The sequence below is a fragment of the Bradyrhizobium sacchari genome, from assembly GCF_002068095.1.
Taxonomy (GTDB): Bacteria; Pseudomonadota; Alphaproteobacteria; order Rhizobiales; family Xanthobacteraceae; genus Bradyrhizobium; species Bradyrhizobium sacchari.
In genome coordinates this window covers 802,614-827,702 of record NZ_LWIG01000001.1, presented here as the reverse complement: position 1 = coordinate 827,702, position 25,089 = coordinate 802,614, and the positions used below count along the sequence as shown (strand labels likewise).

Sequence of the window (25,089 nt, the reverse complement as noted above, 5' to 3'; positions counted from 1 at the left end):
CGACGCACGATCGCGAACAGCGCAGCCAAAGCTACGAACGGCAATGAACCCGCCGGCATCAGCAGCAGGACAATCGCCAGCGCGCAGCCATAGATGTCGAAATGGCCGAGCGTGTGCATGAAATTCTTCAGGAAGAACGACGAGCCCGCGATGAAGACGAACAGCGGCAGCGTCTTCGGGGTGAAGCCGAAGGTCCTCTGGACCAGTTTTGCGTAGAGCCCCAGCGTCACCAGCCATGTCGCGCCGCCGAGCGCGAACACCAGCCAGACCGGCACCTTGTCGGTGAACAGCGCGATAACCGCCCCGATCAACGCGCGCTTGATGAAGCCGAAATGATAGTCGACGAGGAGGTGGATATAGGGAACGTAAGGCGGCAGCGGATCTTGTGAATGAGGACGCCGCCGATGATTGCGGCGTCGATTGCGAGCAGCAGGCGCCAGGGGTTTTGGCCGAGACTAGCGGGCACGTGGCACCTGCGGCGCGTCAAACTCCGCCGTCGTCCCCGGCCTGGTGCGCAATTGCGCACCAGGCCGGGACGACGGATAGATAGCCGACCTTCAAAAAACTACAAAATGAACCGGCTCAGATCCGCGTTCTTGGCGAGGTCGCCGACGTGTTTCTGTACGTAGTCGGCGTCGACCTTGATGGTCTCGCCGTTGCGGTCGGGGGCGGTGAAGGAGATCTCGTCCAGCACCCGCTCCATCACGGTCTGGAGCCGCCGCGCGCCGATGTTCTCGACGGTGGAGTTGACGGCCACCGCGACGTCGGCCAGCGCGTCGATGGCGCTGTCGGTGATGTCGAGCGTCACGCCCTCGGTCTGCATCAGCGCGACATATTGCTTGATCAGCGAGGCCTCGGGCTCGGTCAGGATGCGCCGCATGTCGTCGCGCGTCAGCGCCTGCAGCTCGACGCGGATCGGCAGGCGGCCCTGTAATTCCGGCAACAAGTCGGACGGCTTTGCGACATGGAAAGCGCCGGAGGCGATGAACAGGATGTGGTCGGTTTTGACCGCGCCGTGCTTGGTCGAGACCGTGGTGCCCTCGATCAGCGGCAGCAGATCGCGCTGCACGCCCTCGCGCGAGACGTCGCCGCCGACGCGGCCGTCGCGGGCGCAGATCTTGTCGATCTCGTCGAGGAACACGATGCCGTTGTTCTCGACCGCGCTGATCGCCTCCAGCGTCAGCTGCTCGGTGTCCAGCAGCTTGTCGGATTCCTCGTTGACGAGGATCTCGTGCGAGCCTTCCACGGTCAGCCGCCGCGTCTTGCTGCGGCCGCCGAGCTTGCCAAAGATATCGCCGATCGAGATCGCGCCCATCTGCGCGCCCGGCATGCCCGGGATCTCGAACATCGGCATGCCGCCGCCGGACGATTGCGTCTCGATCTCGATTTCCTTGTCGTTGAGCTCGCCGGCGCGCAGCTTCTTGCGGAAGGATTCCCGTGTCGCCGAGCTCGCATTGGCGCCGACCAGCGCATCGAGCACGCGCTCTTCGGCGGCGAGCTGGGCCCGCGCCTGCACGTCCTTGCGCTTCCTCTCGCGGACCTGGGCGATCGCGACCTCGACGAGATCGCGCACGATCTGCTCGACGTCTCGGCCGACATAGCCGACCTCGGTGAACTTCGTCGCTTCCACCTTCAGGAACGGCGCATTCGCGAGTTTCGCCAATCGCCGCGCGATCTCCGTTTTGCCGACGCCGGTGGGGCCGATCATCAAGATGTTCTTCGGCAGCACCTCCTCGCGCAAGGAGCCCTCGAGCTGCTGCCGCCGCCAGCGGTTGCGCAACGCGATCGAGACGGCGCGCTTGGCGTCGCCCTGGCCGACGATGAAACGGTCGAGTTCGGAAACGATTTCGCGGGGAGAGAAGTCTGTCATGGCACCTTAGCTAGGGTCAGATGCGGGCCGGGACAAGCGGCTTTTTTCAGCGATCAGATGATCGGCGGGCCCGACTGCCATTGTTTCACGGCCTCGATCGGATGGATCAGCATCAGGATATTCAGCGTCAGATTGTCGCGAATATGGAGCGCCAGCATGATCTCGAAGGCGAGGCCAAGCAGGACAGTCGCAGATACCGGCAACACGCGCGCGACGAGGAACCCGAGCATCATGGCCAGATTGTCCGACACCGAATTGACGATGCTGTCGCCGTAATAATCCAGCGAGATCGTGCCGGCGCGGTAGCGCTCGATGATGAAGGGCGAGTTCTCGACGATCTCCCAGGCGCCCTCGATCAGCATGGCGATGATCAGCCGAGCCGGCCATGAGAGCGGCAGGAACGGCAGCCGCGCGAACAGCAACCAGGTCAGGCCGTAGAACAGGAAGCCGTGCAGCACGTGCGAGAAACTGTACCAGTCGGCGATGTGCTGGGAATTCTCCGAGCTGTTCACCACGCCATGCCAGAGCTTGACATAGCCGCAGCTGCAGATCGGCACGCGCCCCATCGCGAACAGGATCGCCGCTTGCAGCGCCAGCAGCAGCAGCACGAGGCCGGCCCAGCCGAGCGGCGGAAATGCGACCTTGCTCTCGCGCGCCTGGACCAGCGTCATGGCTCGCGTACCATCAACGACGCCGCCCCGTCCGGCGTCTCGACCAAGCGCAGGCGGACGAAGCCGGCCTTCTCGTAAGCGCGCAGGGCCCGCACATTGAGCGGGTCGGGATCGGTGACCATGCGCGGCAGTCCCTGCCGGAAGCACTCATCGACGAACTGGCGGATCAACGCCGAGCCATGGCCGCGCCCGATCATGTCGCTGTCGCCGATGAACTGGTCGATGCCACGCGTGCCCTCCGGTTGCGGCCCGAAGCCCGTATTCCAGGCGGTCAGGCGATAGCACTGAAGATAGCCGAAGGGCCGGCTGCCAGCCAACACGATGAACTGGTCCATCGCCGGTTCAGTGAGGTCGCCGCTGACGAGTGCAAGCTGCTCTTCCGGATCGCCCCACCATTCCCGCACATGGGCTTCGCCCAGCCACTGCCGGATCAGCGGCAGGTCGGCCGTGCTCAACGGGCGGAAGGTGTAGGCGGGCGCCATGTCCTGTTCGGTCTGCCCTAGCCGCTCGGCAGGCTCTCTATGGTCAGGTTGCGGTTGGTGTAGACGCAGATGTCGGCGGCGATGTCGAGGGAGCGGCGGACGATGGTCTCGGCGTCCTTATCGGTATCGAGCAGGGCGCGGGCGGCCGCCAGCGCGTAATTGCCGCCGGAGCCGATCGCCATCACTCCGGCCTCGGGCTCGAGCACGTCGCCGGTGCCCGTCAGCACCAGGGAGACGTCCTTGTCGGCCACGATCATCATGGCCTCCAGGCGCCGCAGATAGCGGTCGGTGCGCCAGTCCTTGGCGAGCTCCACGGCCGCCCGGGTCAGCTGCCCCGGATATTGCTCGAGCTTGCTCTCCAGCCGCTCAAACAGCGTGAAGGCGTCGGCGGTGGCACCGGCGAAGCCGCCGATCACGTCGCCCTTGCCGAGCTTGCGGACCTTCTTGGCGTTGGACTTGATCACGGTCTGGCCGATCGAGACCTGGCCGTCGCCGCCGACCACCACCTTGCCGCCCTTGCGGACGGTCAAAATCGTGGTGCCGTGCCAGCCCGGCGAGCTGTTCTGGGAATCCTGCATGAAATACCTCGTTGTCCGGCCTGATTTAGGGGGTCGAGCGCTGGGGCACAACGGGCCGTTCCGGGCCGAATTTCGCTCACCATAGGCAGAAGTAGAGGCCCGGCCGGCCGTTCCCGCAGTAGCGAAGGTGTCATTTGGCTGTTAAGAGACTGGCGTTTTCGGACCGAACCACAGCGAAAGCTTTCAATGCGCACCGCGACGATCAAGCGCAAGACCAAGGAAACCGACATCGAGGTCTCCGTGAACCTCGATGGCACCGGCGTGGCCAAGATCGCGACCGGCATCGGCTTTTTCGACCATATGCTCGATCTTCTCGCCCGCCATTCCCGCATCGACCTCACGGTCAAGGCGGTGGGCGACCTGCACATTGATTATCACCATACCACCGAAGACACCGGCATCGCGCTCGGCCAGGCGGTCAAGCAGGCGCTCGGCAACATGGCGGGCATCACCCGCTATGCCGGCGTGTANGTACATGCCGATGGACGAGACGCTGACGCGCGTGGTCATCGACATTTCGGGCCGCCCGTTCCTGGTCTTCAAGGCCGACTTCCCCCGCGACAAGATCGGCGAGTTCGATACCGAGCTGGTGCGCGAGTGGTTCCAGGCCTTCGCCATCAACGCCGGCGTGACTCTGCACGTCGAGACCCTATATGGCGATAACAGCCATCATATCGCCGAGTCCTGCTTCAAGGGTCTGGCGCGGGCGCTGCGGGCGGCGGTTGCGATCGATCCGAAGGCGGCGGGCGAAATCCCGTCCACCAAGGGCTCGCTCGGCGGCTGACATCTCCGTTTTGCGGCGAACGCTGCTGGCGGCATCACTGAATTTCGAGAACGAGGCATCACCATGCCTGTCTACACAGTTCATGCTCCCTCCCCTGGCGGAGCCGATCTGCGTGCGACCGACAAGTTCGTCTTCGTGCGCGACGGCTTCCATTTCTGGGCGATGGTGCTCGGCCCATTCTGGCTGCTCTGGCACCGGCTGTGGCTGGCGCTGATCGGCTGGATCGTCTTCTTAGGAGCGTTCGATGCCGGGCTGCACAGCATCGGCATCGGCCGCAGCTCGATCTTCTTCGCCAACGTGATCGTCGCGCTGCTGATGGGGCTCGAGGCCTCCAGCCTGCGGCGCTGGACGCTGTCGCGCGGCAAGTGGCGGCAGCTCGACATCGTCGTCGCAGACAACCGTGACACCGCCGAGCGTCGCTTCTTCGAGCGCTGGAGCCAGAAGCAGCACGGCATCGTCAACGATCAATGGGCCGTCGACCGCGGCGGCCCGCCGCCGACCCGGGGTGTGCCGGGAGAGCAGTTTTCGAACCCGCCGCCGATTCCGGCCGGCGGCATCATTGGATTGTTTCCAGAACCGGGAGGGTCAAGATGAGCGTCGCCATCATCGATTACGGTTCCGGGAATCTGCATTCCGCCGCTAAAGCCTTCGAGCGCGCCGCGCGCAGCCTTGAAAATCCGCAAAAGGTTTTCGTCACCAGCGATCCCGATCAGGCCTACGAAGCTGACCGTCTGGTGCTGCCGGGCGTCGGCGCCTTCGCCGATTGCCGGCGCGGGCTGGACGCCGTCAACGGCATGGTCGAGGCGATTACAGAGGCGGTGCGGGTCAAGGCGCGGCCGTTCTTCGGCATCTGCGTCGGCATGCAGCTGATGGCGAGCCGCGGCAAGGAGCACGTCGTCACCGAAGGCCTGAACTGGATCGGTGGCGACGTCGAGAAGATCACGCCGCGCGACGAGAGCCTGAAGATCCCGCACATGGGCTGGAATACGCTCGAGCTGCTCAGGGAGCATCCGGTGCTGAACAAGCTGCCGCTCGGGCCGAAGGGGCAGCACGCTTATTTCGTGCACTCGTATCACCTCAATGCCGCCAGCGAGGCGGACGTGCTCGCACGCGCTGATTACGGCGGCCCTGTCACCGCGATCGTCGCGAAAGACACCGCTATCGGCACCCAATTCCACCCCGAGAAGAGCCAGCGTTTCGGCTTGGCCCTGATCTCGAACTTTTTGCGATGGAAACCGTGATCCTCTTTCCGGCAATCGACCTCAAGAACGGCCAGTGCGTACGCCTCGAGCAAGGCGACATGACGCGCGCGACCGTTTTCAACCTCAATCCCGCCGCCCAGGCGCAGAGCTTTGCCGCGCAGGGTTTTGAGTATCTCCACGTCGTCGACCTCGACGGCGCCTTCGCCGGGAAGCCGGTGAATGCCGAGGCCGTCGAGGCAATGCTGAAGACGATCAAGATCCCGGTGCAGCTCGGCGGCGGCATCCGCGATCTCAAGACCGTCGAAGCCTGGCTCGCCAAGGGCATCAGCCGCGTCATCATCGGCACCGCCGCGGTGCGCGATCCTGAATTGGTGAAGTCTGCCGCGAAGAAGTTTCCCGGCCGCCTGGCCGTGGGCCTCGATGCCCGCGACGGCAAGGTCGCGGTCGAGGGCTGGGCCGAGACGTCGCAGGTCACGGTGCTGGAGATCGCCAAGCGTTTTGAGGATGCCGGCGTCGCCGCCATCATCTTCACCGACATCGCACGCGACGGCCTGCTCAAGGGCCTGAACCTCGACGCGACCATCGCGCTGGCCGAGGCGATCTCCATTCCGGTGATCGCCTCCGGCGGCCTCGCCTCGATCGAGGACGTCAAGGCGATGCTGACGCCGCGCGCGAAAAAGCTCGCCGGCGCGATCGCCGGCCGGGCGCTGTATGACGGCCGGCTCGATCCCGCCGCCGCCCTCACTCTGATCCGCGACGCGCGCAGGAGCTGACACATGTTCAAGGTGCGCGTGATCCCCTGCCTCGACGTCAAGGACGGCCGCGTGGTCAAAGGCGTCAACTTCGTCGATCTGCGCGATGCCGGCGATCCCGTCGAAGCCGCGATCGCCTATGACGCCGCCGGCGCCGACGAGCTGACCTTCCTCGACATCACCGCGACCCATGAGAACCGCGGCATCATGCTGGACGTGGTCCGGCGCACGGCCGAGGCCTGCTTCATGCCTGTCACCGTCGGCGGCGGCGTGCGCGAGGTCAACGACATCAAGACGCTGCTGCGCGCCGGCGCGGACAAGGTCTCGATCAACAGCGCCGCGGTGTCGCGGCGCGAATTCGTCAAGGAAGCTGCCGAAAAATTCGGCGAGCAGTGCGTGGTGGTTGCGATCGACGCCAAGCGGGTCAAGCGGCCGGGCGGTGACCGCTGGGAGATCTTCACCCATGGCGGCCGCAACTCCACCGGTATCGACGCCATCGAGTATGCCCAGGAGGTGGTCTCGCTCGGCGCCGGCGAAATCCTGCTCACCTCCATGGACCGCGACGGCACGAGGCAGGGCTTCGACATCCCGCTGACCCGGGCGATCGCCGACAGTGTTACCGTTCCCGTGATCGCCTCGGGCGGCGTCGGCAATCTCGACCATCTGGTTGACGGGATCCGCGACGGGCACGCCACGGCCGTGCTGGCGGCCTCGATCTTCCACTTCGGGGAATTCACCATCCGCGAGGCCAAGGAGCACATGGCCCGCCGCGGGCTGCCGATGCGCCTCGATGCCTGACGACTCCCGCACGTAAAAATGCTAAACAAGCCAGCGGAGAATGGCCTCCGTGGCCGTTTGCTGACAAGTGTGTTCCCGAGCAAGTCCGATGCCGCGTTTCACGATCCACGATCTGGCCGAGACCATTGACGCCCGCGCCGCGGCCGGGGGCGAAGCTTCCTATACCCGCAAGCTGCTGGACAAGGGCGCCGAGCATTGCGCCAAGAAGTTCGGTGAGGAAGCAGTCGAAACCGTAATCGCAGCAGTCGAAAACGATCGCGCGCATCTGATCGCCGAGAGTGCCGATCTGCTCTATCATTTCCTTGTGCTTTTGAAGGCACGCGGCATAAAGCTGGAAGAGGTCGAGGCGGCGCTGGGCAAGCGGACCTCGATGTCAGGGTTGGAAGAAAAGGCGTCGCGCAAAAGCGATTAGGGCACGATCCGGAAAAGTGCGAGGCGGTTTTCCGATAAGATCGTGCCCGGGTTTCAGAGACTGGCAACGGAGAAGGCGGCGTCATGGATATCCGCGCACCCGAGCAGCAGTATAATCCCTACCGCGTCTACACGCGCGAGGAGTGGGCGCGACTTCGCGACGACACGCCGATGACGCTGGAGCCGGGTGAGTTCGACCGGCTGCGTTCGCTGCACGATCGCCTCGACCTCCAGGAGGTCGAGGACATCTATCTTCCACTGTCGCGCCTCTTGTCGATCTATGTCGATGCGATGCAGCGCCTGTATTACGCCGAGCGCCAGTTCCTCAACATCCGCGACCGCAAGGTGCCCTACATCATCGGCGTCGCCGGTTCCGTCGCGGTCGGGAAGTCCACCACCGCCCGCGTGCTGCAGGCCTTGCTGGCGCGCTGGTCGCCGCGTCCGAAGGTCGAGCTGATCACCACCGACGGTTTTCTGTACCCGAAGGCCCTGCTCGAGCAGCAAGGCATCCTGCAGAAGAAGGGCTTTCCGGAGAGCTACGATCTGCCGCTGCTGCTCAGCTTCCTGTCCGACATCAAGTCGGGCCGCCGCCATGTGCGCTCGCCGGTCTATTCGCATTTGACCTACGACATCGTGCCGAACGAATGGGCGGAGGTGGACCAGCCCGACATCCTGATCGTCGAGGGTGTCAACGTGCTGCAGACCGGCAAGCTGCCGCGTGACGGCAAGGCGGTGCCTGTCGTTTCCGACTTCTTCGACTTCTCGGTCTATATCGACGCCGACGAGGCGGCGCTGCGGCGCTGGTACATCAAGCGCTTCCTGGCGCTGCGCGACACCGCGTTCACCAACCCGAAATCCTACTTCAACCGCTACGCGCTGCTGTCGGACGAGGAAGCAACCGCCACCGCCACCGCGATCTGGGAGCGCACCAACCTCGCCAATCTCGAGGACAATATCCTGCCGACCCGCCCCCGCGCGACGCTGATCCTGAAGAAGGGCGCCGATCACGCGGTGGAAAGCGTGGCGCTCAGGCGGCTGTAGCCGCCTCCTATTTGCCGGCCTTCGCCGTCCAATCCGCGGACTTCACGCGTGCGACAAAGGTCGCGGGTCCGGCGCCGTTGGCCCGGTAGACGAAGGCTTCGCCCTCCTGTACGTCCCCGGCCTCCTTGCCGAAGGCGTCGGCAATGTTCGTCTTGTGAGTGACGAGGACGGTGTTCGTGCCGGGCGCCGGCAATTGATCGACGAGCTGGCGGACGGCCGCTGCGGCCTTTGCGTTCGCAGCGGTGGGGTTTGCCATTCCCGATGCGCTGGCGTTGCTGCTGTCCGTCAATGCGTCGACCGGCTTGCATTCCTTGCCGGTGATCAGCCTGCCGGTTTCGATCGCGCGGTTCAGACGGCTTGTGTAGACATCGCCGATCGGAATCGCGCGCTCCTGGATCGCCGCTCCGATCTGACGCGCCATGTCCCTGCCCTTTTCGCTCAGCTGGCGCTGGGCACTCATGTCGTCGAACTTGAAGGGATAGACGTCCTTCTGACTGTCGTCGGTCGCGGTGTGCCGAAAGACGAGAACGTATCCGCCTTGCTTCAGTGCGGCGACGAGCTCCGACGTATCCGCTGCGGCGGCCCGGGAGCAAATGGCGAGACAGACAATGACGGAGAGCCGGTAGAGCACATTCATGCGATACCCTCGTCGGAAACCGAGCCCCCGAAGGATGATGACGCGCAGCGGGTTCGATTTCAATCGCAGATTGTCGGTCGGAAAGGCGCACCTATCACCACATCGTCATTGCGAGCGCAGCGAAGCAATCCAGATTGCCTCCGTGGAAAGATTCTGGATTGCTTCGCTGCGCTCGCAATGACGGCGAGAGAGCTGCAGGCTGCGGCAGCGTTGATTGCTGCTACACCGCCAGGTGCCGTGACGCAGCCAGCCCCGCCAGCGCCTCGTCCAGCTTCTCCCGGTCGAGCGGCTTGATCAGAAACCCGTTCATGCCGGCCTCGAAGCAGGCATAGCGATCCTCCACCAGCGTATTGGCGGTGAGCGCCAGGATCGGGGTGTGATGGCCGCCGGTGGCGGCCTCATGGGCGCGGATGCGCTTGGTCGCTTCGATGCCGTCGAGCTGCGGCATCTGGATGTCCATCAGCACGAGATCGTAGGGCGTGCCGGCGGATGACGCCGCCAGCCAGGATTCCAGCGCGGCCTCGCCATGGACGGCGATGACGACGCGGTGGCCAAGCTTTGTCAGCAGCGAGCGCATCAGCAGCGCGTTGATCTCGTTGTCTTCGGCAACGAGGATCGACAGGGCTTTGGCCGGCGCTGCGCGCGTGGATTCAGCCGGGGGCTCCGGCGCGAGGTCGGGCGAGGCGATCTCCGGCGTCAGCGCCAGGCGTGCGGCAAGCGAGGCCGCGCGCAGCGGCTTCACCAGAAAGCCGGTGAAATCAGGCGCGAGCTTTTCATGGCGGGAGCTCGACGTCAGCAGCACCAGCCGCTGCAGCGCATGCGCGCGGGCGGCTTCGCCCAGCCGGTCGGCGATCGCAGGACCGATTGCGCGATCGACCAGCACTGCATGCCATGACCGTTCCGGCAGCAGCGCCTCCGCGACGGTCGCGTCCGTCACGAGGCAGGTCTGAGCGCCCCAGCGCTCCAGGCGCCGCGTGATCAGCGAGGCCTCGATGCCCTCGGCGATCACGAGGATCGACTTGCCGGTGAGGTCGGGGCTCGGGAAGGTCGTCTGCCCTGTGCTTGCTTGCGACGGCGCGAGCGGCACTGCGACCTCGAAGGTCGCGCCCTTGCCCGGCTCGCTGGTCAGCGTGATGCGGCCGCCCATGCGCTTGACGATGCGTTCGCTGATGGCGAGGCCAAGTCCGGTGCCGCCATAGGTGCGGGCGACGCGCTCGTCGGCCTGCTCGAATTCGCGGAAGATGCGCTGCTGTGCGTCGGGCGCGATGCCGATGCCGGTGTCGCGGACCAGGAAGCTGATCTCGTTCGGCCAGATGCCGGGTTCGACGATCAGCGCGACGCCGCCGTTCGCGGTGAACTTGATGGCGTTACCGGCGAGGTTGAGCAGCACCTGACGGAGCCGTGCGGAATCGCCGACGACTTCCAGCGGCAGGCGCTCGTCGACATAGGCGGCAATTTCGAGCTGCTTGGCTTGCGCGCGCGGCGCCAGCAGCTCGGTGATCTCCTCGATCAGGGTCGAGAGCGCGAACGGGCGCTGCTCGAGATCGAGCTTGCCGGCCTCGATCTTGGAATAGTCGAGCAGCTCCTCGATCAGCGCCATCAGCGCTTCGCCCGATGTCTTCACCGCCCTGGCATAGGTCGCCTGCTCCGGCGTCAGATGGGTGTCGAGCAGGAGGCCGCCCATGCCGATGATGCCGTTCAGGGGCGTGCGGATCTCGTGCGAGGCCATCGCGAGGAAGCGAGACTTGGCGCGGTTGGCGGCATCGGCCTGGTCGCGCGCCTCCGACAGCGCGCGCTCGGTCTCGGTACGGTCGGTGACGTCGCGCCCCACGCTCTGCAATTCGGCCGCCTGGCCGGCGTCGAGCCGCACGTAACCTTCGCGCCAGGCGATCCAGCGCGCGCCAAGCGGCGTGGTGATCCTCTGGTCGTGGATGCGCGTGCCGTTGCTTTCGCGGGCGCTGTCGCCCTGCTCCAGCACGTCGAAATCGAAACGCGTGCCGACCAGCGCGCCGCGGTCTTGTCCGGCGAGCGCGCAATAGGCGTCGTTGGCGAAGGTGATGCGGCCCTGATGATCGCGCAGCACGATCAGATCGCCCTGCTGCTCGAACAGGCTGCGGGCGCGCTCCTCGGCTTCCTTGAGCTCCCAATTGCGGTCGATCAGCGTCTCGTTGTGCGCGGCAAGGGTCCGCAGCCGCTTGTTGACGAAGCGCAGGCGCATGCTGAGCGTGGCAAGGCCGAGGCAGGCGAGGGCGAACAGGAAGCTCGCGCCGATCGCGAACGCGTTCGGATCGTAGCCGGAATTTTCCGAGCGGCTGCCGGAGATGAAGCCATAGGCGCCGCCGAACGTCGCCGAGAAGATCATGAAGGAGCGGATCGCGAAGGCGATGCGGGGGTGCTGCCGCCTGAAGCGGCGCATGCGCACCTTGATCCGGAACATCCGACCCATCGCAACCCTGACTCTTGTCCGAAACCCCACCGCCGCTGCGTCCGACGATGTCGCGCCGACCTTGCGAACAGCTTGAGGCTTAGGTTCTGCCTCCAAACAGGGTTAGCGAGGTGTTAATGACTCAGAGCGAGGCCGCCTGGACCGGGAGCGGGCGGTGACCGCCATGGGCGCCGACGATCAGCGCTGCCGCGTCTCGCTGCGAGAACGTCCTTGAGCGCACATAAATGCGGTAATCGGCCGGGCCATCGGTGGAGAGGTAAATGACCGGTCCGCCGTCGACGGGCTGTGCGGCAATCGTGATGAGGCGGGTTGCCGGATTGGCTTGGCAGGAGTCGGTCTCGGAGCCGAGACCATCGTCCACGACCGCGAAGTCAGCACCGTTCGCGTCGTCAGTGATCTGAACCCGAACCGTGGCCCGATCCGGGTTGTCGGTGAAGGCGACATGGACGCCGGCGGTCCAGAACAGGGTCGTCAACTCGACGGAGGTGTCGCCTACAGCGATGCAGGGATGCGAGACCGATCCGATCTCGCCGCGGGCAAAAACGGCTGCCGCCAACAGGGGAACAACCGAGGCCAGGATCTTGAAACGCAACATGACACTCTACTCGCCAGGCCCGAGTGAACGACTCTTGGAGAACTCGTTGGGCCTTATGGTTTGCAGAGCGTAAAGGAAACTCGTTACCGCCGGGTTGATGCGCGGAAGGATCAGGCGAGCTGGCGCACATCCTCCGCGAGTGCGCGGTAGGACAACGCCTCGGCGAGATGCAGCCGGCCGATCTTGTCGGCGTGATCGAGGTCGGCGAGCGTGCGCGCGACCCTCAGCACGCGGTGATAGCCGCGCGCCGACAGCCGCATCGTCTCGGCGGCATCGCGCAGCAGCTTGGCGCCTTGCGCATCGGGCTTTGCGACTTCCTCCAGCACGGAGGCCGGCGCTTCGGCATTGGTGCGGATGTTGGGCAGGCCGGCAGCGGCGTAACGCGCGAGCTGGATGTCGCGCGCGGCCGCCACGCGTGCGGCGACCTCGGCCGAGCCTACGGCTGGCGGCGGCAGGATCAGATCGGCGGCGGTCACGGCCGGCACCTCGATGCGCAGGTCGATGCGGTCCATCAGCGGGCCGGAGATGCGGGCCTGGTAGTCGGAGGTGCAGCGATCGATGCGGCCGCGCTTGCAGGCGTAGCCGGGCTCGAAGGCGTTGCCGCAACGGCAGGGGTTCATCGCCGCGACCAGCATGAAGCGCGCAGGGTAGGTGACGCGGTGATTGGCGCGGGAGACCGAGACCTCGCCATTCTCCAGCGGCTGGCGCAGCGAATCCAGCACGCGCGGATCGAACTCCGGCAATTCGTCGAGGAACAGCACGCCCTGATGCGCCAGCGAGATCTCGCCGGGTTTTGCGCGGATGCCCCCGCCGGTGAGTGCGGCCATGCTTGCGGAATGATGCGGCGAACGGAACGGCCGCCGCGACGTCAGCGCCCCGCCCTCGATCTCGCCGGCGACGGAGGCGATCATCGAGACTTCCAGAAGTTCGCTCGGCGACAGCGGCGGCAGGATCGAGGGCAGGCGCGCCGCCAGCATCGATTTGCCGGCGCCGGGCGCGCCGATCATGAGCAGGTGATGGCCGCCGGCGGCCGCGATCTCCAGCGCGCGCTTGGCGCTTTCCTGGCCCTTGATGTCGCGCAGGTCGAGCGGGGAGGCGGCGGCTTCGTGCACCCTGGGCACGGGCCGCGACAGCACCTGCGTGCCCTTGAAATGGTTGGCGATCTGGATCAGCGATTGTGCGGCGATGATCTGGATATCCGGGCTCGCCCATGCCGCTTCCGAACCGCAGGCGGCCGGGCAGATCAGCCCTTCCTCGCGCTCGTTGGCGCCGATCGCAGCGGGCAGAACGCCGGCGACCGGCGCGATCGAGCCGTCGAGCCCGAGCTCGCCGAGCACGGTAAAGCCGGTCAGCGCATCCGGCGGGATCGCGCCGATCGCCGCCATCAGCCCGAGTGCGATCGGCAGGTCGTAATGGCTGCCTTCCTTGGGAAGATCGGCGGGGGCCAGGTTGACGATGATCCGCCGCGCCGGCAGCGCCAGGCCCGAGGCGATCAGCGCCGAGCGCACCCGTTCGCGCGCCTCCGACACCGCCTTGTCCGGCAGGCCGACGATGGCAAAGGCCGGCAGCCCCGGCGCGACCTGCACCTGCACGTCGACCGCGCGGGCCTCGATCCCCTCAAAGGCGACGGTAGAAACCCGTTGAACCATGCCGAACCAGCCTGCCCTCTTGCACAATCGAGGGTAGCAGGAGGTGCGCCGCTTCGCAAGAACAATACGGGAACATTTCCAGCGGGGGAGGACCCTAACAAGCCGTCAACGCGATCCCGACACTACGCCTCGAATGCGAGCTTCTGTCCTCAGCACATTCCAACGAATGTCCGCTACTCCTAGGGCTGCGGGATGGGCCGTGGTCTAACGGGTGAACAATTCAAATGCTGGTAAATCGCCGGAGAAGCGAACGTCGGGTATGCAGCCGGCTCGCCAAGATTCATTTTGGCGCGGGCTCGCTGCCCAGGGACTGCACGATCACGGATATCTCGGACGGGGGCGTGAAGGTCGTCGCGGAATTCCTGGAAGTGCCGCCGCAATTCACCATCATCTTCGCGCCGGACTATTCCCGCCAGTGCCGCCTGCGCTGGCGCATCGGCTGCGAATTCGGTGCCGAATTCGTCGACTGAGTCTCAACAGCAGCGCGTCCTTAACGGGACTTTAGCGTTAATCGGTAAGCATCCCTGATCAGTTGCCGAGTGATCAGAGTATGCCCAAGCGTCCCTCCCTCGCCTTTCCCCCGGCGAGATTTCTGCTGTCCACGCTCATCGTGCTCGCCCTCGGCGGCTGTCAGACGACGAGCCTCGAGGACGTCACCGGCGCGCTTGGCGGCAAGTCGGAGACAGCCGGCAAATCCGATGCCAGATCGGACATGGACGGCTTGCGCGAGCGCTATCGCGCCAAGCCCAGCGATCCCGCCATTGCCATCGAATACGGCAAGGCGCTGCGCGACAGCGGCCAGCGCGCCCAGGCGGTCGCGGTGCTCGAGCAGGCCGTGCTCGCCCATCCCAAAAACAGGGCGCTGCTCGCCGGTTACGGCCGCGCGCTCGCCGACAACGGCAATTTCCAGCAGGCTTTCGACGTTCTAGGCCGCGCGCATTCGCCCGAGGATCCCGACTGGCGGATACTGTCGGCGCAGGGCGCCGCGCTCGATCAGCTCGGCCGCAACGAGGAAGCGCAGCAATATTATGCGAGCGCGCTGAAGATCGTGCCTGATGAGCCGCAGGTCCTGTCCAATCTCGGCCTGTCCTACATGCTGCAGAACAATCTGCCGCGGGCCGAACAGGTGCTCGGCCGCGCCCATCAGCGCAATCAGAACGATGTGCGAATCCGTGCCAATCTCGCGCTCGTGCTGGGATTGCAAGGCCGCGAGGCCGAGGCCGAGATCCTCGTGAAGGCAGATCTGCCGCCGGAGCAAGCCGCGGCCAAGGTCACCGCGCTGCGCCAGTTGCTGGCGAAGAAGCAGCAGCAGCGGACGGAGAAGTAGCCCGCGCGCCGCGTTTCCTGGACGCGAACCCTACGACGCCTTGCGATGCGGGGCGGATCCGCGGCCCGCGCGGCCTTTCAGCTTCTTCAGCAGCGGCGCGAGCAGCGAACGCTTCGGCTTCTTCACCTCGCCGCGCCCGGCGAGGCGGTTGGCCATGGTCTGGAACAGCTCGGTGGTACGGTGGTTCCTGGAGACCTCCGCGATCATCTGACCGTTATTGGCCGCGGTCGAGAACAGTTTCGAATCGAACGGGATCACCGCGATCGGCTGGCTCTCCATCGTCTTGGCGAATGCCTTGACCTCGATCTCCGCCCGCTTGTGCATGCCGACCTGGTTGATGCAGTACAACGGCGGCCGGTCGTTCGGCCGCGCCGCCTTCAGTACGCTCAGCATGTTCCTGGTGTTGCGCAGGTTCGCGAGATCGGGCTCGGCCACGATCACGATGTCGTCGGCATTGACCAGCGCGCGCTTGGTCCAGGCGGACCATTGATGGGGAACGTCGAGCACGATGCAGGGCGTGGTCATGCGCAGCGTGTCGAAGATCGCATCGAACGCTTCGGCGCCGAAATCATAGACGCGGTCGAGGGTCGCGGGCGCGGCGAGCAGGCTGAGGTGGTCGGTGCATTTGGCGAGCAGGCGCTCCATCAGCGCGGTGTCGGGACGGTCCTGCGACAGCACCGCATTGGCGATGCCCTGCGCCGGGTCCTGGTTGTAGTCGAGACCCGCGGTGCCGAAGGCGAGGTCGAGATCGATCACGACGGAATCGAGCGAGAGGTCGCGGGCGATGGTCCAGGCCACATTGTGCGCGACGGTGGACGCGCCGACGCCGCCCTTGGCGCCGACCACGGCGATGACGCGGCCGGTGATGATGGCTTCGGAGGCCGAGAACAGGCTGCAGATCGAGCGGACCACGTCGAGCGTTTCGACCGGGCCGACCACGTAGTCGTTGACGCCGCGCCGCACCAGCTCGCGATAGGGCGCGGTATCGCTGGGGTTGCCGATCACGACCACGCGGGTGCCGGGATCGCAGACGCCGGCGAGATCGTCGAGACCTTCGAGGATGTCGCGCGTGCCGTCGGATTCGATCACGATCACGTTCGGCGTCGGCATCGATTCATAGGCTTCGATCGCCGCAGCTAAGCCGCCTTCCTTGGCGGTGAGATGCGCCTTGGCGAGCCTTCGGTCCTCGCCCGCCGCGGTCACCGCCTTGAGCGTCTGGTCGGTCTCGCAAAAGGCCTGCACGGAGATGCGAGGAACCGGTGCAATGTGTTCCTCGGGGTGCCGCGGATCGTCCGCCTCTTCGTCGTTGAAGCCTGTCATTTGCCTGTATCGCTGAGTTTGGCCTTCTCGGCGTCGGGATTGGGGCTCGCGATCGGCGTGCCCTTGCGATAGTGGTCGAAGGCGATATCGCGCCGCGCGGTGTAAACCGGCGTTTCCGAACGCGGCTGCTCGAGGTCCGCGGGATTGTCGATCATCGCCGCGAGGTTGCGCTGGCTGGCGCAGCCCAGATTGAAGTACGGGTGGTTCTCGTTGTAGCCGGGGTCGAGAATGGACGGCCCGACGTCCTCCGGCCACAGCCCGCAGGGGCCGGCGACCGCAGCGATCCTGGAATAGCTGAGGCGGATGGTGGGCAGCAGGCCGGGATCCTCGGGCCGATAGGGATGCCTGACGATGGCGCGCGACGGCACGCCGCCGGAGGCCAGCACGGAACGGATTTCCTGATAGGTCGCCGCCGCCGCGCGCGAATTGGCGGTGTCTACAGGCACGTCGACGACCACGGAGCCGCTGCCTTCGCGAACCCAGTCCCGGGCGATGCCCGCGACGTCGGAGTGCTGCGCGTCCGAGAGACCTCCGCGCGCCTTGCCGACGAAGATCACGATCGACTTCTTGCCTTCCTGCACCGCGATCGGGTGGCGCTGGCGATAGTCGGTCGGCACCGTCTGGGTGACGATCTCACCGGTGGTGTTGCAGGCGCCGAGCATGACGGAGAGCCCCGTCAGCGCCAGCGCGACGCTTAAGCCGCGACGTCGATCCGCTGTCGTCTTCGTCATCGCTTGATCCCCTCTTGCCCCGTTTCCCCAAGCCGTCCGGTCGTCTCAGTCGATGATGAAGCCGAAATCGCCGGGCGCGCCGTTGATCGGGTCGACGCGCCGCGTGGTGCCATAGAGGCGGTTCATGCGGCCGAGCAGAGCGGTCTGCGCGTCCGAGGCCGGCGCGAAGCCGTCGTCCGGCCGCGACAATTCCTTCTGGGCGACCGCGCGCACGACATAGGGCGTCACGATCACCATGAGCTCGGTCTCGTTGTTGACGAAGTCCTGGCTGCGGAACAGCGCGCCGATGATCGGCACCTGATCGACGCCGGGCAGGCCGTTGATCGCCTGCTTGGTCTGCTGCTGGATCAGGCCGGCCATCGCCATCGAGCCGCCCGAGGGAATTTCCAGCGTGGTCTCGGCGCGGCGGGTCTGGATCGAGGGGATGGTGATCGAGCTGGTCTGGCCCGCGGACACCGCCTGCGTCACCGAGATGGCGTTCTGATTCGACAGCTCCGAGACTTCGGTCATCACCCGCAGGCTGATGCGTCCCTCGCTGAGCACGACCGGCGTGAAGTTCAGGGAGATGCCGAACTTCTTGTAGGTGATCTGGGTGGTACAGACATGGGTGACCGGATCGCAGGAATAGCCCGCAGGGATCGGGAATTCGCCGCCGGCGATGAAAGTGGCGGACTCGCCGGAGATCGCCGTCAGGCTCGGCTCGGCCAGCGTCCGCATCACGCCGGCGCTTTCCATCGCGCGCATCGTGGCGTTGACGGTGGCCACGCCTTTTGCGAGTCCGGTAACACCGAGCCCGTTGCCGCCGACCAGCGGGCCGCCGGAGACCGAGAACGGGTTGGAGTTGTTGAAATTCACGACGGCGGTGCCGGCGTTCAGGCTGGCGCTGAGATCGACGCCGAGCTGCTTGACGATGTCGCGGCGCACTTCGCCGACGACGACCTTGAGCATCACCTGGTCACGGCCGCGCACGACGATGTTGTTGACGACTTTCTCGGCGCCGCCGACGAGCTTGGCGGCGACGTCGCCGGCCTGCTGGGCCTCGACCGGGCTCGAGACCGAGCCGGTCAGCATCACGCTGTCGCCGACGCCTTCGATCTGCACGCCGGGCAGCGACTGGCGCAGCGCCGAACGCATGCCGTTGAGGTCGCGTTTCACCGCGATGTCGTAGGAAGCGACCTGCTGGCCGTCGGCGGTGAAGAACACGACGTTGGTCTGGCCGACCTGGCCGCCGATGATGTAGGCGCGCTGGGCCGAGCGGATCACCGCATTGGCGATCTTGGGATCGGCCACCAGCACGTCCTTGACCTCGCGGGGCAGGTCGATGACGACGGATTTGCCGACGCCAAGCGAGAGAAAACGCGTCTTCGCCGGCGGGATCGAACCGACCGACGACAAGGCGAGATCCGGCATCTGCATCGGTGCCTGGTCGCCGACCGGCGCATCTGCAGCAGCGCTGACCATGCGAGGGGCCGCGAGCAGCCCCAGCATCAGCATCGCCCCCGTCCAGAACGTGCGTGCGCGATTCCCCCGAATGCGCAGGCCCGTCCGATCATCCCCATAGTTCATGCTATCCCCATCACTTCTGTGACGTCAGTTGCCGCACCTGCACCCCGTAGCGGATCACGTTGACCCCGCCGGAACGCTTGGCCGCCTGGTCCTCGACCGTGAGTTCGGTTGCGTTGACGTCGACGATGCTGCGCAGCGCGAGCTGGAGCGTGCCGCCCTGGCGCGCGGCCGACAGCGTGGCGACCTGATCGGGCTTGAGCTCGAGCGTGACGGTCTTGCCGATCACGGCGGTCTGGCCGTCCTTTTCCTTCGGCGCCTGGTCGATCGCGAGCACGCGGATATTGGACAGGATGACCTCGGACACGATGAGGTCGTTGCCGCCGGTCGGGCCGTTGGTGTCGGGGTTCTTCAGGCGGCGCGTCAGGACGACGTCGACGCGGTCGTTCGGCAGGATGAAGCCGCCGGCGCCGGTCTCGGCTGAAATCTCGGTGGAGACGGCCCGCATGCCCGAGGGCAGGATCGCGGCCATGAAGCCGGAGCCTTCGGCCCGCACCAGCTTCTGCTCGCGGATCGGCTCGCCCTGCATCAAGGGGACGCGTGCGATCGCGCCGGCGATCTGCATCTGCGCGTCGGGCCTCGCATCGCGGCGGATGAAGGCGTTGCTCGCGGTCCCGGCCGGCCAGGACTGCCATTGCAGGTCCTCGGGCTTCACGGCCTGACCGAGCTGGATGTCGTTCTTGGCGACCAGAACCTCGACCGTCGGCAGCTTCTCTGCGACGGGCAGGACGGGCGCGGGCGCATTCTGATAGCCGCTCGCCAGATACGCAGCGACGCCGCCGGCGCCCAGCGCGATGACGAGAACGACAATGCGTGCGGTGTTCATACGCTTTTACTCTTACGCGGGGCACTCGAACTGCACCTGGCGGGTTCCCCTGCGTCGATGAGTAGGGAGTAAAAGTATAAGGGGTGTTGCGAGGCCGAATGCGCCGGCCGGTCACGCTGCTGGTTTTCGGCAGATGGTGAACGTGGCGTTAGTCAGTCGGCCAGCGGCCCCGTAGATTCACGCATGCCGGCTCCGGTGTTTGGATGAAGCGCGGAGCGTCATGGTGAACGGGTGGTTAGTGACGCGTAGGTTGGGCGCCGTAGGCTCACGGTCGCGAGATGGAAGCCTCACGCGACATCACCAGTGTCGTCCCGGCCTGGTGCGCTATTGCGCACGAGGGCCTGGACCCATACCGCGTGATGTTTCGATTGTGCGCGGCAGGAGAACCAACGACGAGTCTTCGCCAAACCCCCGCCTGTGGTGATGGGTCCCGGCCTTCGCCGGGACGACTGCGGAACGCTGCGGCTTCGTAGCCCGATGCGCTGCCTCCAGCGCCTACTGGCAAGGATACCGCCGGCCGTCCTTTGCCGCGTAGGTGTTCGATGCCGGGTCGTAGGAGCGGTAGCGCTGGGCGCATGAGGCCGCGTGCTGCTGGGCGGCCGCCGCTTCCTGCTGCGCGGCGGCGGTGGCGGCAGCGGCCGCGATGGCGCCGCCGATGAGGCCGCCGACCAGTCCGCCGACACCGGCGCCGTTGTCATAGCACGGTCCGTAACGGCACCAGACCTTCTCGGTCAGCGCCGGGACTTCGCCCGCAACGCCGGCGACGCTCTGCAACGGAGCCGCCATCGCGGAGACCGAAAGCATCACGGCACCGCTGGCGGTCATCAAGACAACTTTCAAGACATGATCGATGCGCATTGGATTTCCTGTTTCATCGCAAATTCACGGGTGGGCGGAGCTACCGGCCGGCCGCATCCACGACGCGGCAGAGATTGTTGCTGATGCCTGGCGCGACCTGGCCCGGCGGCATGATGAAAACCGCATCGACGCGGCTGCCTCTACCCTCCTTGCGAACGACGACGCGCAATGTCTGCGGCCGTCCGGAGCCGGTGGTTTCCTGCTGCGTGGTCAGCGTGCCCAGCGCCTTGTCTATGTTCACGTCGACAAAGCCCTCCGCCAGAACGGCGCGGAAGACCTTGTCGAGAGCGACGCCGGGACTGGCGGACGGAAAAATCATCCAGACCTTGTGGGTCGTGCCCGTCACCAACGGCACGCCGCTGCTCTGGTAGTGGTCTGCGCAGCTCTCGGCCCGCGCCGGCATCGACGAAAGGGCCATGAGCGCGACCGCGCAAATTGTTCTTGTCAGCATGTTTTCATTACCTGTTTGAGGCAGTCGGGGGGATTTAGGCCAACCGCGCCGCAAGTCCATGCTCGGCGCCGCATTCGGGATGGAGGCGTTCGCATTCTGGCCTGACTGCCACGGCGCGATTACGCGATCTGGATGTTTGGTGCGGCAATCGGATATCGGGCGCGGGCACCGGACCTGAATTCACCCAAATCGTGGTAGCGTGGTGATGCATCTACCGCACGATGCGCGCGCCCCGAACGACGGATATCGCATGGTCGAAGACATACTCGCCGCGCCTCCCGCACGATCAGGCTCGTCGTTTCAGGATTTGCTCGAGATGCTCCAGCCGCACGGGATCAATGCTCATTCCGTGCCGAAGCCTGACGGACCATTTCGCTGGCAGGCCGACGTCGCAGTCGGAGCCGGCATGGATGTCGTGCGTGCGGAACTGTCCGCAGGCTGGGACTGGCGCTATTCATACGGCAGTTCGGGGGGCGAGCTTGCGATCAGCCTGCTGAACGCCGGCAAAGCCGACATGCTCATCGCGGGAAAGAGCGTGCAACGAACCTCCTCCGAGGTGGCCGTCGTATCGCTTCCGATGCTGCAGGAGCAGAGCGTCGAAGCGGTGGACGGCAGATATTCCAGTGTCACCCTGACCTTGCATACCGATGTGGTGACCAAGGCGCTGTCTGCGACGTTCGGAAGCGCGGCACTGGACGATCTCGATCTGACGCCAAAGATCGATTTGTCGACCAGCGCCGGGCAGATCCTGCTTCAGCTCGTTCGTGCCAGTGCGGCCGGCCTGTATGACGGCATCCTGGCGCGCTCTCCGAAAGCCAGCGCCCTGCTCTCGGAAGCAGCGATGCAGCTAATCCTTGAAAATGTCCCGCATCGGCTGATCGACCGCTTGAGCCGCCATCCACCGGATGCGCCGCCTCGCCACATCAGGCGTGCCGTCGAGTACATGCGGGCCAACCTTCATCTGCCGCTGACGGTCGCCGATATCGCCGGGAATGTCGGCATCAGCAGCCGGTTGCTGCAGTCGGGGTTTCGCAGGATCCACGGGACGACGCCCGTCGCCTATCTGCGGCGAATTCGGCTCGAGGCGATCCACGACGAGCTGTCGCGACCGGAGAATCTGCTTCCGGTCAGCGAAGTCGCATTGAAGTGGGGCTTTACCCACATGGGCCGGTTTGCTGCGTCTTACCGCTCGGCATTCGGGCTGTATCCGTCCGAGACGGTTCGCCGTGCCCGGGGATTCTGCGGCTGAAAGAGCGAGAAGGCTACGAAGCTACTTCTTCCGCTTCTGCTCGATCACGTCCCAGATCTTCGCCGCGACATCGGGCCCGCCGAGCCGCGCGATGGCGCGGATGCCGGTGGGCGAGGTCACGTTGATCTCGGTGAGATTGCCGTTGATGACGTCGATGCCGACGAACAGCAGGCCCTTCTCGCGCAGCGCCGGACCGACGGTGGCGCAGATCTCGCGCTCGCGCGGAGTGAGCTCGGTCTCCTGCGCGGCGCCGCCGCGCACCATGTTGGAGCGGAGATCGTCGGCGGCCGGCACGCGGTTCACCGCGCCGGCGAACTCGCCGTTGACGAGGATGATGCGCTTGTCGCCGTGCTTAACCTCGGGAATGAACTGCTGGATCACCCAAGGCTCTTTGAACGTGACCGAGAACATGTCGAACAGCGAGCCGAAGTTCATGTCCTGCGGCATCACGCGGAACACCGCCGCGCCGCCATGGCCGTGCAGCGGCTTCATCACGACGGCACCGTGCTTGTCGCGGAACGCGTTGATCTCGTCGAGGTCGCGCGAGATCAGCGTCGGCGGCATCAGCTGCGGAAAGTTCATCACAAAGAGTTTTTCGGGCGCGTTGCGCACCGAGGCCGGATCGTTGACCACCAGCGTCTTCGGATGGATGCGCTCCAGGAAGTGCGTCGAGGTGATGTAGGCGAGGTCGAAGGGCGGATCCTGGCGCAGCAGCACCACGTCAAAGCCGTTGAGCGCCTCGCGCTTGGGTTCCCCCAAGGTGAAGTGGTCGCCGGGCTCATCGCGCACGGTCAGCAGCTGGACGGGTGCGACGATCTCCTCGCCGACCATCGAAAGCTTGTCGGGCGTGTAATAGGACAGGCCATGACCGCGCTTCTGCGCCTCCAAGAGCAGCGCAAAGGTGGAATCGCCCTTGATGTTGATGCGGGCGATCGGGTCCATCTGGACGGCGACGTTCAGTTTCATGGTCTGCCTTTCAGGTCGAGGCGTCGAATGCCGCCAACACATGGCGCGGAAGCGAGCGCGGCGCAATCAGCATGGCGTCGAATCGCAATTCGAATTCGGCATGCTCGGGATGCGCCACGAGCCAGCCTTGGGCGGCGTTGATGATGCGCTGCTGCTGGCGTGGGGTTACGGCGAAGGCGGCCTCATCGAGGTTCGCGCGCGCCTTGACCTCGACGAAGGCGATCAGGTTGCGGCGGCGCGCCACGATGTCGATCTCGCCATGCGGGGTGCGGTAGCGCTTGGCGAGGATGCGATAGCCCTTGGCCATGAGGTAGGCGGCGGCGCGGCTCTCCGCCGAGATGCCGGTGCGGAACGCGGCGACGCGCTCGGGCGAGGCGACTTTCGGTTCCGCCGGCGCCTCAGTCTTCGCCATCGCCGCCCCGCGAATCTTTTGCGAGCTCGAGCGCGCGGGCATAGACCTCGCGGCGCGGCCGGCCCGAGAGTGCGACGGCGTGTGCAACAGCATCCTTGACGCTGTGCGCGGCAAGCTGCGCGCGCAGGAGCTCGTCGAGCGCATCCGATGTCAGCACCTCGGCGTCGGCCGCGGGTGGAGCGATCACCAGCACGAACTCGCCGCGCGTCTCGAGCGTTGTAGCATCGCGCGCCAGCTCGGAAAGCGTCGCGCGCGAAATCTCCTCGTGCAGTTTTGTCAGCTCGCGGCAGATCGCGGCTTCACGGTTGCCCATGATCTCGGCGAGCTCGGCCAGCGTATCCTGCACCCGGTTGCCGGATTCGAACATCACCAGCGTCGCGTCGATGCGCGCGAGGTCGGTGAGGCGCGATTTTCGCGCGGCAGATTTCGCCGGCAAAAAGCCCTCGAAGAAAAAGCGGTCGGTCGGCAGTGCCGCGACGGACAGCGCCGCCAGCACCGAGGACGGGCCCGGCAGCGCGTAGACGGCGTGGCCGGCGGCGCAGACCTCGCGCACCAGCTTGAAGCCGGGATCGGAGATCAGCGGCGTGCCGGCATCCGATACCAGCGCCACCGAACCGCCTTGCGCCAGCGCCTCCAGTATCTTCGGGCGCGCGGCCTCCGCGTTGTGCTCGTGATACTGCCTGAGCTGCGCCGAGATGTCGTAGCGCTCGGTCAGGCGCCGCGTGATGCGGGTGTCCTCGCAGGCGATGACGTCGACGCCGGCGAGCGTCTGCAGCGCGCGCAAGGTGATGTCGCCGAGATTGCCGATGGGGGTCGCGACCAGATGGAGGCCCGGCGCCGCCTTCGGGGCCGGGAGCCGGTGGGCATCGATGGAGAAGCCGCGCGGGGCGGCGTCTGGGTCTTCAGGCGTATTTATCGGGGCCGGCTTTGCGCGCATAATGAAGCCAACTTAGGCACGATCCGCGGGGCTGGGAACTGCTCTTGGAAAAGATCGTGCCGAGGTGAGGGGGCGGGAACGGACGGGAATGTGATCGATCCGGGATCACGTCGCGAGGGAGTGAGGGCCCTCGCGCCATATTCGCGACGGAAACGCCCCCTTGATGCTAGGCGACGAACGGCGAACAGCTCGCCAGGACGGGAAGGCGGCCGCGTTAAGCGGTCATTATCCTTTTGTTTTGGTTAACTATTTGCCGACAATATGCCTGAATCCGCGGCTTCCGTCGCGGCAAAGAATGGTGTGACCGGCTGGCGACAGCAGGTCGGAAGAGAAGCTGTCATGCTGGGCCCGCGTCATCCAAAATCTCCCGTTCCGGGGCCCCGATCGTCGGGTGCGACCCGGCGGAGCGCGCTCGGCCTGTTGGTTGGCGCGCCGCTGCTGTCGGCCTGCGCCGGCGTCCAGCAGAGTCTCAGCCAGTTCTCCAATCCGTTCTCCAGCTCCTCCGCGCCGCCGGCCCAGCCGGCCGGCCCGCC

At 65.7% G+C, this 25,089-nt stretch carries 26 protein-coding genes and 4 pseudogenes; 12 read left to right on the top strand and 18 right to left on the bottom strand.

What is annotated here, in order from left to right; translation table 11 throughout:
* Window positions 1-5 precede the first annotated feature (5 nt).
* From A5906_RS03815 to hslV, 5 genes and pseudogenes are all read right to left on the bottom strand, one after another.
* Window positions 6-466: pseudogene (locus A5906_RS03815) on the bottom strand (hypothetical protein); the annotation flags it as partial.
* Between the two features lie 99 nt (window positions 467-565).
* A complete protein-coding gene (hslU, locus tag A5906_RS03810) occupies window positions 566-1,870 on the bottom strand; it encodes an ATP-dependent protease ATPase subunit HslU (RefSeq protein ID WP_080133871.1) in 1,305 nt (434 codons plus the stop codon).
* A gap of 53 nt (window positions 1,871-1,923) precedes the next feature.
* On the bottom strand, window positions 1,924-2,541 hold the full coding sequence (locus tag A5906_RS03805; RefSeq protein WP_080133870.1) for a DUF2585 domain-containing protein: 618 nt from the start codon (window positions 2,539-2,541) through the stop codon (window positions 1,924-1,926).
* Window positions 2,538-3,023 carry a GNAT family N-acetyltransferase gene (locus A5906_RS03800; protein WP_080133869.1) on the bottom strand — a complete coding sequence of 162 codons (486 nt, stop codon included), beginning with the start codon at window positions 3,021-3,023 and terminating at the stop codon, window positions 2,538-2,540. The genes A5906_RS03805 and A5906_RS03800 overlap by 4 nt, the downstream gene beginning before the upstream one ends.
* Before the next feature lie 17 nt (window positions 3,024-3,040).
* The gene (gene hslV, locus A5906_RS03795) at window positions 3,041-3,601 is read right to left on the bottom strand and encodes an ATP-dependent protease subunit HslV (protein WP_080133868.1); all 561 of its coding nucleotides are present in this window, start codon (window positions 3,599-3,601) and stop codon (window positions 3,041-3,043) included.
* Window positions 3,602-3,787: 186 nt separating this feature from the next.
* On the opposite strand from hslV, the pseudogene A5906_RS43775 reads away from it, so the two are divergent.
* The 8 genes and pseudogenes from A5906_RS43775 to coaA form a co-directional block, all read left to right on the top strand.
* Window positions 3,788-4,071: pseudogene (locus A5906_RS43775) on the top strand (imidazoleglycerol-phosphate dehydratase); the annotation flags it as partial.
* Between the two features lies 1 nt (window position 4,072).
* Window positions 4,073-4,385 (top strand): annotated as a pseudogene (locus A5906_RS43770) (imidazoleglycerol-phosphate dehydratase); the annotation flags it as partial.
* Between the two features lie 63 nt (window positions 4,386-4,448).
* Window positions 4,449-4,979, top strand: coding sequence for a DUF2628 domain-containing protein (locus A5906_RS03785; RefSeq protein WP_080133867.1), 531 nt, complete (start codon window positions 4,449-4,451; stop codon window positions 4,977-4,979).
* Complete coding sequence (gene hisH / locus A5906_RS03780) at window positions 4,976-5,626, top strand: imidazole glycerol phosphate synthase subunit HisH (protein WP_080133866.1); 651 nt, start codon at window positions 4,976-4,978, stop codon at window positions 5,624-5,626. Before A5906_RS03785 ends, hisH begins: the two co-directional genes overlap by 4 nt.
* Complete coding sequence (hisA, locus tag A5906_RS03775; protein ID WP_080134063.1) at window positions 5,623-6,360, top strand: 1-(5-phosphoribosyl)-5-[(5-phosphoribosylamino)methylideneamino]imidazole-4-carboxamide isomerase; 738 nt, start codon at window positions 5,623-5,625, stop codon at window positions 6,358-6,360. The genes hisH and hisA overlap by 4 nt, the downstream gene beginning before the upstream one ends.
* A gap of 3 nt (window positions 6,361-6,363) precedes the next feature.
* Complete coding sequence (gene hisF, locus A5906_RS03770; protein ID WP_080133865.1) at window positions 6,364-7,137, top strand: imidazole glycerol phosphate synthase subunit HisF; 774 nt, start codon at window positions 6,364-6,366, stop codon at window positions 7,135-7,137.
* An 88-nt stretch (window positions 7,138-7,225) separates the two neighbouring features.
* Entirely contained in the window at window positions 7,226-7,549 is a 324-nt protein-coding gene (locus tag A5906_RS03765; protein ID WP_080133864.1) for a phosphoribosyl-ATP diphosphatase, read from the top strand.
* Between the two features lie 83 nt (window positions 7,550-7,632).
* Window positions 7,633-8,589, top strand: coding sequence for a type I pantothenate kinase (coaA, locus tag A5906_RS03760; protein ID WP_080133863.1), 957 nt, complete (start codon window positions 7,633-7,635; stop codon window positions 8,587-8,589).
* A 7-nt stretch (window positions 8,590-8,596) separates the two neighbouring features.
* Here the strand turns inward: coaA and A5906_RS03755 are convergent, their stop codons facing one another.
* From A5906_RS03755 to A5906_RS03740, 4 genes are all read right to left on the bottom strand, one after another.
* Window positions 8,597-9,226, bottom strand: a complete 630-nt coding sequence (locus A5906_RS03755) for a histidine phosphatase family protein (RefSeq protein ID WP_080133862.1) — start codon at window positions 9,224-9,226, stop codon at window positions 8,597-8,599.
* A gap of 220 nt (window positions 9,227-9,446) precedes the next feature.
* On the bottom strand, window positions 9,447-11,672 hold the full coding sequence (locus A5906_RS03750) for a PAS domain-containing hybrid sensor histidine kinase/response regulator (RefSeq protein ID WP_080133861.1): 2,226 nt from the start codon (window positions 11,670-11,672) through the stop codon (window positions 9,447-9,449).
* Window positions 11,673-11,793: 121 nt separating this feature from the next.
* The gene (locus A5906_RS03745; protein ID WP_080133860.1) at window positions 11,794-12,267 is read right to left on the bottom strand and encodes a hypothetical protein; all 474 of its coding nucleotides are present in this window, start codon (window positions 12,265-12,267) and stop codon (window positions 11,794-11,796) included.
* Window positions 12,268-12,377: 110 nt separating this feature from the next.
* On the bottom strand, window positions 12,378-13,916 hold the full coding sequence (locus tag A5906_RS03740) for a YifB family Mg chelatase-like AAA ATPase (RefSeq protein WP_080133859.1): 1,539 nt from the start codon (window positions 13,914-13,916) through the stop codon (window positions 12,378-12,380).
* 224 nt (window positions 13,917-14,140) lie between these two features.
* Between A5906_RS03740 and A5906_RS03735 the strand changes: the two genes are divergently transcribed.
* Window positions 14,141-14,386, top strand: coding sequence for a PilZ domain-containing protein (locus tag A5906_RS03735; RefSeq protein ID WP_028145870.1), 246 nt, complete (start codon window positions 14,141-14,143; stop codon window positions 14,384-14,386).
* An 80-nt stretch (window positions 14,387-14,466) separates the two neighbouring features.
* A complete protein-coding gene (locus A5906_RS03730) occupies window positions 14,467-15,243 on the top strand; it encodes a tetratricopeptide repeat protein (protein ID WP_080133858.1) in 777 nt (258 codons plus the stop codon).
* Window positions 15,244-15,273: 30 nt separating this feature from the next.
* Here A5906_RS03730 and A5906_RS03725 read toward each other — a convergent pair whose 3' ends face one another.
* The 6 genes from A5906_RS03725 to A5906_RS03700 all read right to left on the bottom strand — a co-directional run bounded on the left by A5906_RS03725 (window position 15,274) and on the right by A5906_RS03700 (window position 20,992).
* Entirely contained in the window at window positions 15,274-16,563 is a 1,290-nt protein-coding gene (locus A5906_RS03725; protein WP_080133857.1) for a CpaE/TadZ family protein, read from the bottom strand.
* The gene (locus A5906_RS03720) at window positions 16,560-17,294 is read right to left on the bottom strand and encodes a CpaD family pilus assembly protein (protein WP_080133856.1); all 735 of its coding nucleotides are present in this window, start codon (window positions 17,292-17,294) and stop codon (window positions 16,560-16,562) included. The genes A5906_RS03725 and A5906_RS03720 overlap by 4 nt, the downstream gene beginning before the upstream one ends.
* A 45-nt stretch (window positions 17,295-17,339) precedes the next feature.
* Window positions 17,340-18,860: a type II and III secretion system protein family protein gene (locus tag A5906_RS03715; protein WP_080133855.1), complete on the bottom strand. Its 1,521-nt coding sequence runs from the start codon at window positions 18,858-18,860 to the stop codon at window positions 17,340-17,342.
* 10 nt (window positions 18,861-18,870) lie between these two features.
* The gene (cpaB, locus tag A5906_RS03710) at window positions 18,871-19,683 is read right to left on the bottom strand and encodes a Flp pilus assembly protein CpaB (protein ID WP_080133854.1); all 813 of its coding nucleotides are present in this window, start codon (window positions 19,681-19,683) and stop codon (window positions 18,871-18,873) included.
* 495 nt (window positions 19,684-20,178) lie between these two features.
* Window positions 20,179-20,541, bottom strand: a complete 363-nt coding sequence (locus A5906_RS03705; protein WP_080133853.1) for a BA14K family protein — start codon at window positions 20,539-20,541, stop codon at window positions 20,179-20,181.
* Between the two features lie 40 nt (window positions 20,542-20,581).
* Entirely contained in the window at window positions 20,582-20,992 is a 411-nt protein-coding gene (locus A5906_RS03700; protein ID WP_245326575.1) for a hypothetical protein, read from the bottom strand.
* Window positions 20,993-21,308: 316 nt separating this feature from the next.
* Between A5906_RS03700 and A5906_RS03695 the strand changes: the two genes are divergently transcribed.
* Window positions 21,309-22,241, top strand: coding sequence for an AraC family transcriptional regulator (locus A5906_RS03695; RefSeq protein ID WP_080134061.1), 933 nt, complete (start codon window positions 21,309-21,311; stop codon window positions 22,239-22,241).
* Window positions 22,242-22,262: 21 nt separating this feature from the next.
* Here A5906_RS03695 and gshB read toward each other — a convergent pair whose 3' ends face one another.
* The 3 genes from gshB to rsmI are packed head-to-tail and all read right to left on the bottom strand — an operon-like array spanning window position 22,263 to window position 24,556.
* On the bottom strand, window positions 22,263-23,207 hold the full coding sequence (gene gshB / locus A5906_RS03690; protein ID WP_080133852.1) for a glutathione synthase: 945 nt from the start codon (window positions 23,205-23,207) through the stop codon (window positions 22,263-22,265).
* A gap of 10 nt (window positions 23,208-23,217) precedes the next feature.
* On the bottom strand, window positions 23,218-23,619 hold the full coding sequence (locus tag A5906_RS03685) for a YraN family protein (RefSeq protein WP_080133851.1): 402 nt from the start codon (window positions 23,617-23,619) through the stop codon (window positions 23,218-23,220).
* The gene (gene rsmI / locus A5906_RS03680) at window positions 23,606-24,556 is read right to left on the bottom strand and encodes a 16S rRNA (cytidine(1402)-2'-O)-methyltransferase (protein WP_080133850.1); all 951 of its coding nucleotides are present in this window, start codon (window positions 24,554-24,556) and stop codon (window positions 23,606-23,608) included. Before rsmI ends, A5906_RS03685 begins: the two co-directional genes overlap by 14 nt.
* A 339-nt stretch (window positions 24,557-24,895) precedes the next feature.
* Here rsmI and A5906_RS43765 point away from each other — a divergent pair.
* A pseudogene (locus A5906_RS43765) lies at window positions 24,896-25,089 on the top strand (penicillin-binding protein activator); the annotation flags it as partial.

Excerpts from the sequence above, each read along its gene's own strand:
- hslU (WP_080133871.1), bottom strand. The coding sequence starts at position 1,870 with ATGACAGACTTCTCTCCCCGCGAAATCGTTTCCGAACTCGACCGTTTC.
- A5906_RS03805 (WP_080133870.1), bottom strand. The coding sequence starts at position 2,541 with ATGACGCTGGTCCAGGCGCGCGAGAGCAAGGTCGCATTTCCGCCGCTC.
- A5906_RS03800 (WP_080133869.1), bottom strand. The coding sequence starts at position 3,023 with ATGGCGCCCGCCTACACCTTCCGCCCGTTGAGCACGGCCGACCTGCCG.
- hslV (WP_080133868.1), bottom strand. The coding sequence starts at position 3,601 with ATGCAGGATTCCCAGAACAGCTCGCCGGGCTGGCACGGCACCACGATT.
- A5906_RS03785 (WP_080133867.1), top strand. The coding sequence starts at position 4,449 with ATGCCTGTCTACACAGTTCATGCTCCCTCCCCTGGCGGAGCCGATCTG.
- hisH (WP_080133866.1), top strand. The coding sequence starts at position 4,976 with ATGAGCGTCGCCATCATCGATTACGGTTCCGGGAATCTGCATTCCGCC.
- hisF (WP_080133865.1), top strand. The coding sequence starts at position 6,364 with ATGTTCAAGGTGCGCGTGATCCCCTGCCTCGACGTCAAGGACGGCCGC.
- A5906_RS03765 (WP_080133864.1), top strand. The coding sequence starts at position 7,226 with ATGCCGCGTTTCACGATCCACGATCTGGCCGAGACCATTGACGCCCGC.
- coaA (WP_080133863.1), top strand. The coding sequence starts at position 7,633 with ATGGATATCCGCGCACCCGAGCAGCAGTATAATCCCTACCGCGTCTAC.
- A5906_RS03755 (WP_080133862.1), bottom strand. The coding sequence starts at position 9,226 with ATGAATGTGCTCTACCGGCTCTCCGTCATTGTCTGTCTCGCCATTTGC.
- A5906_RS03750 (WP_080133861.1), bottom strand. The coding sequence starts at position 11,672 with ATGGGTCGGATGTTCCGGATCAAGGTGCGCATGCGCCGCTTCAGGCGG.
- A5906_RS03745 (WP_080133860.1), bottom strand. The coding sequence starts at position 12,267 with ATGTTGCGTTTCAAGATCCTGGCCTCGGTTGTTCCCCTGTTGGCGGCA.
- A5906_RS03740 (WP_080133859.1), bottom strand. The coding sequence starts at position 13,916 with ATGGTTCAACGGGTTTCTACCGTCGCCTTTGAGGGGATCGAGGCCCGC.
- A5906_RS03735 (WP_028145870.1), top strand. The coding sequence starts at position 14,141 with ATGCTGGTAAATCGCCGGAGAAGCGAACGTCGGGTATGCAGCCGGCTC.
- A5906_RS03730 (WP_080133858.1), top strand. The coding sequence starts at position 14,467 with ATGCCCAAGCGTCCCTCCCTCGCCTTTCCCCCGGCGAGATTTCTGCTG.
- A5906_RS03725 (WP_080133857.1), bottom strand. The coding sequence starts at position 16,563 with ATGACAGGCTTCAACGACGAAGAGGCGGACGATCCGCGGCACCCCGAG.
- A5906_RS03720 (WP_080133856.1), bottom strand. The coding sequence starts at position 17,294 with ATGACGAAGACGACAGCGGATCGACGTCGCGGCTTAAGCGTCGCGCTG.
- A5906_RS03715 (WP_080133855.1), bottom strand. The coding sequence starts at position 18,860 with ATGAACTATGGGGATGATCGGACGGGCCTGCGCATTCGGGGGAATCGC.
- cpaB (WP_080133854.1), bottom strand. The coding sequence starts at position 19,683 with ATGAACACCGCACGCATTGTCGTTCTCGTCATCGCGCTGGGCGCCGGC.
- A5906_RS03705 (WP_080133853.1), bottom strand. The coding sequence starts at position 20,541 with ATGCGCATCGATCATGTCTTGAAAGTTGTCTTGATGACCGCCAGCGGT.
- A5906_RS03700 (WP_245326575.1), bottom strand. The coding sequence starts at position 20,992 with ATGCTGACAAGAACAATTTGCGCGGTCGCGCTCATGGCCCTTTCGTCG.
- A5906_RS03695 (WP_080134061.1), top strand. The coding sequence starts at position 21,309 with ATGCTCCAGCCGCACGGGATCAATGCTCATTCCGTGCCGAAGCCTGAC.
- gshB (WP_080133852.1), bottom strand. The coding sequence starts at position 23,207 with ATGAAACTGAACGTCGCCGTCCAGATGGACCCGATCGCCCGCATCAAC.
- A5906_RS03685 (WP_080133851.1), bottom strand. The coding sequence starts at position 23,619 with ATGGCGAAGACTGAGGCGCCGGCGGAACCGAAAGTCGCCTCGCCCGAG.
- rsmI (WP_080133850.1), bottom strand. The coding sequence starts at position 24,556 with ATGCGCGCAAAGCCGGCCCCGATAAATACGCCTGAAGACCCAGACGCC.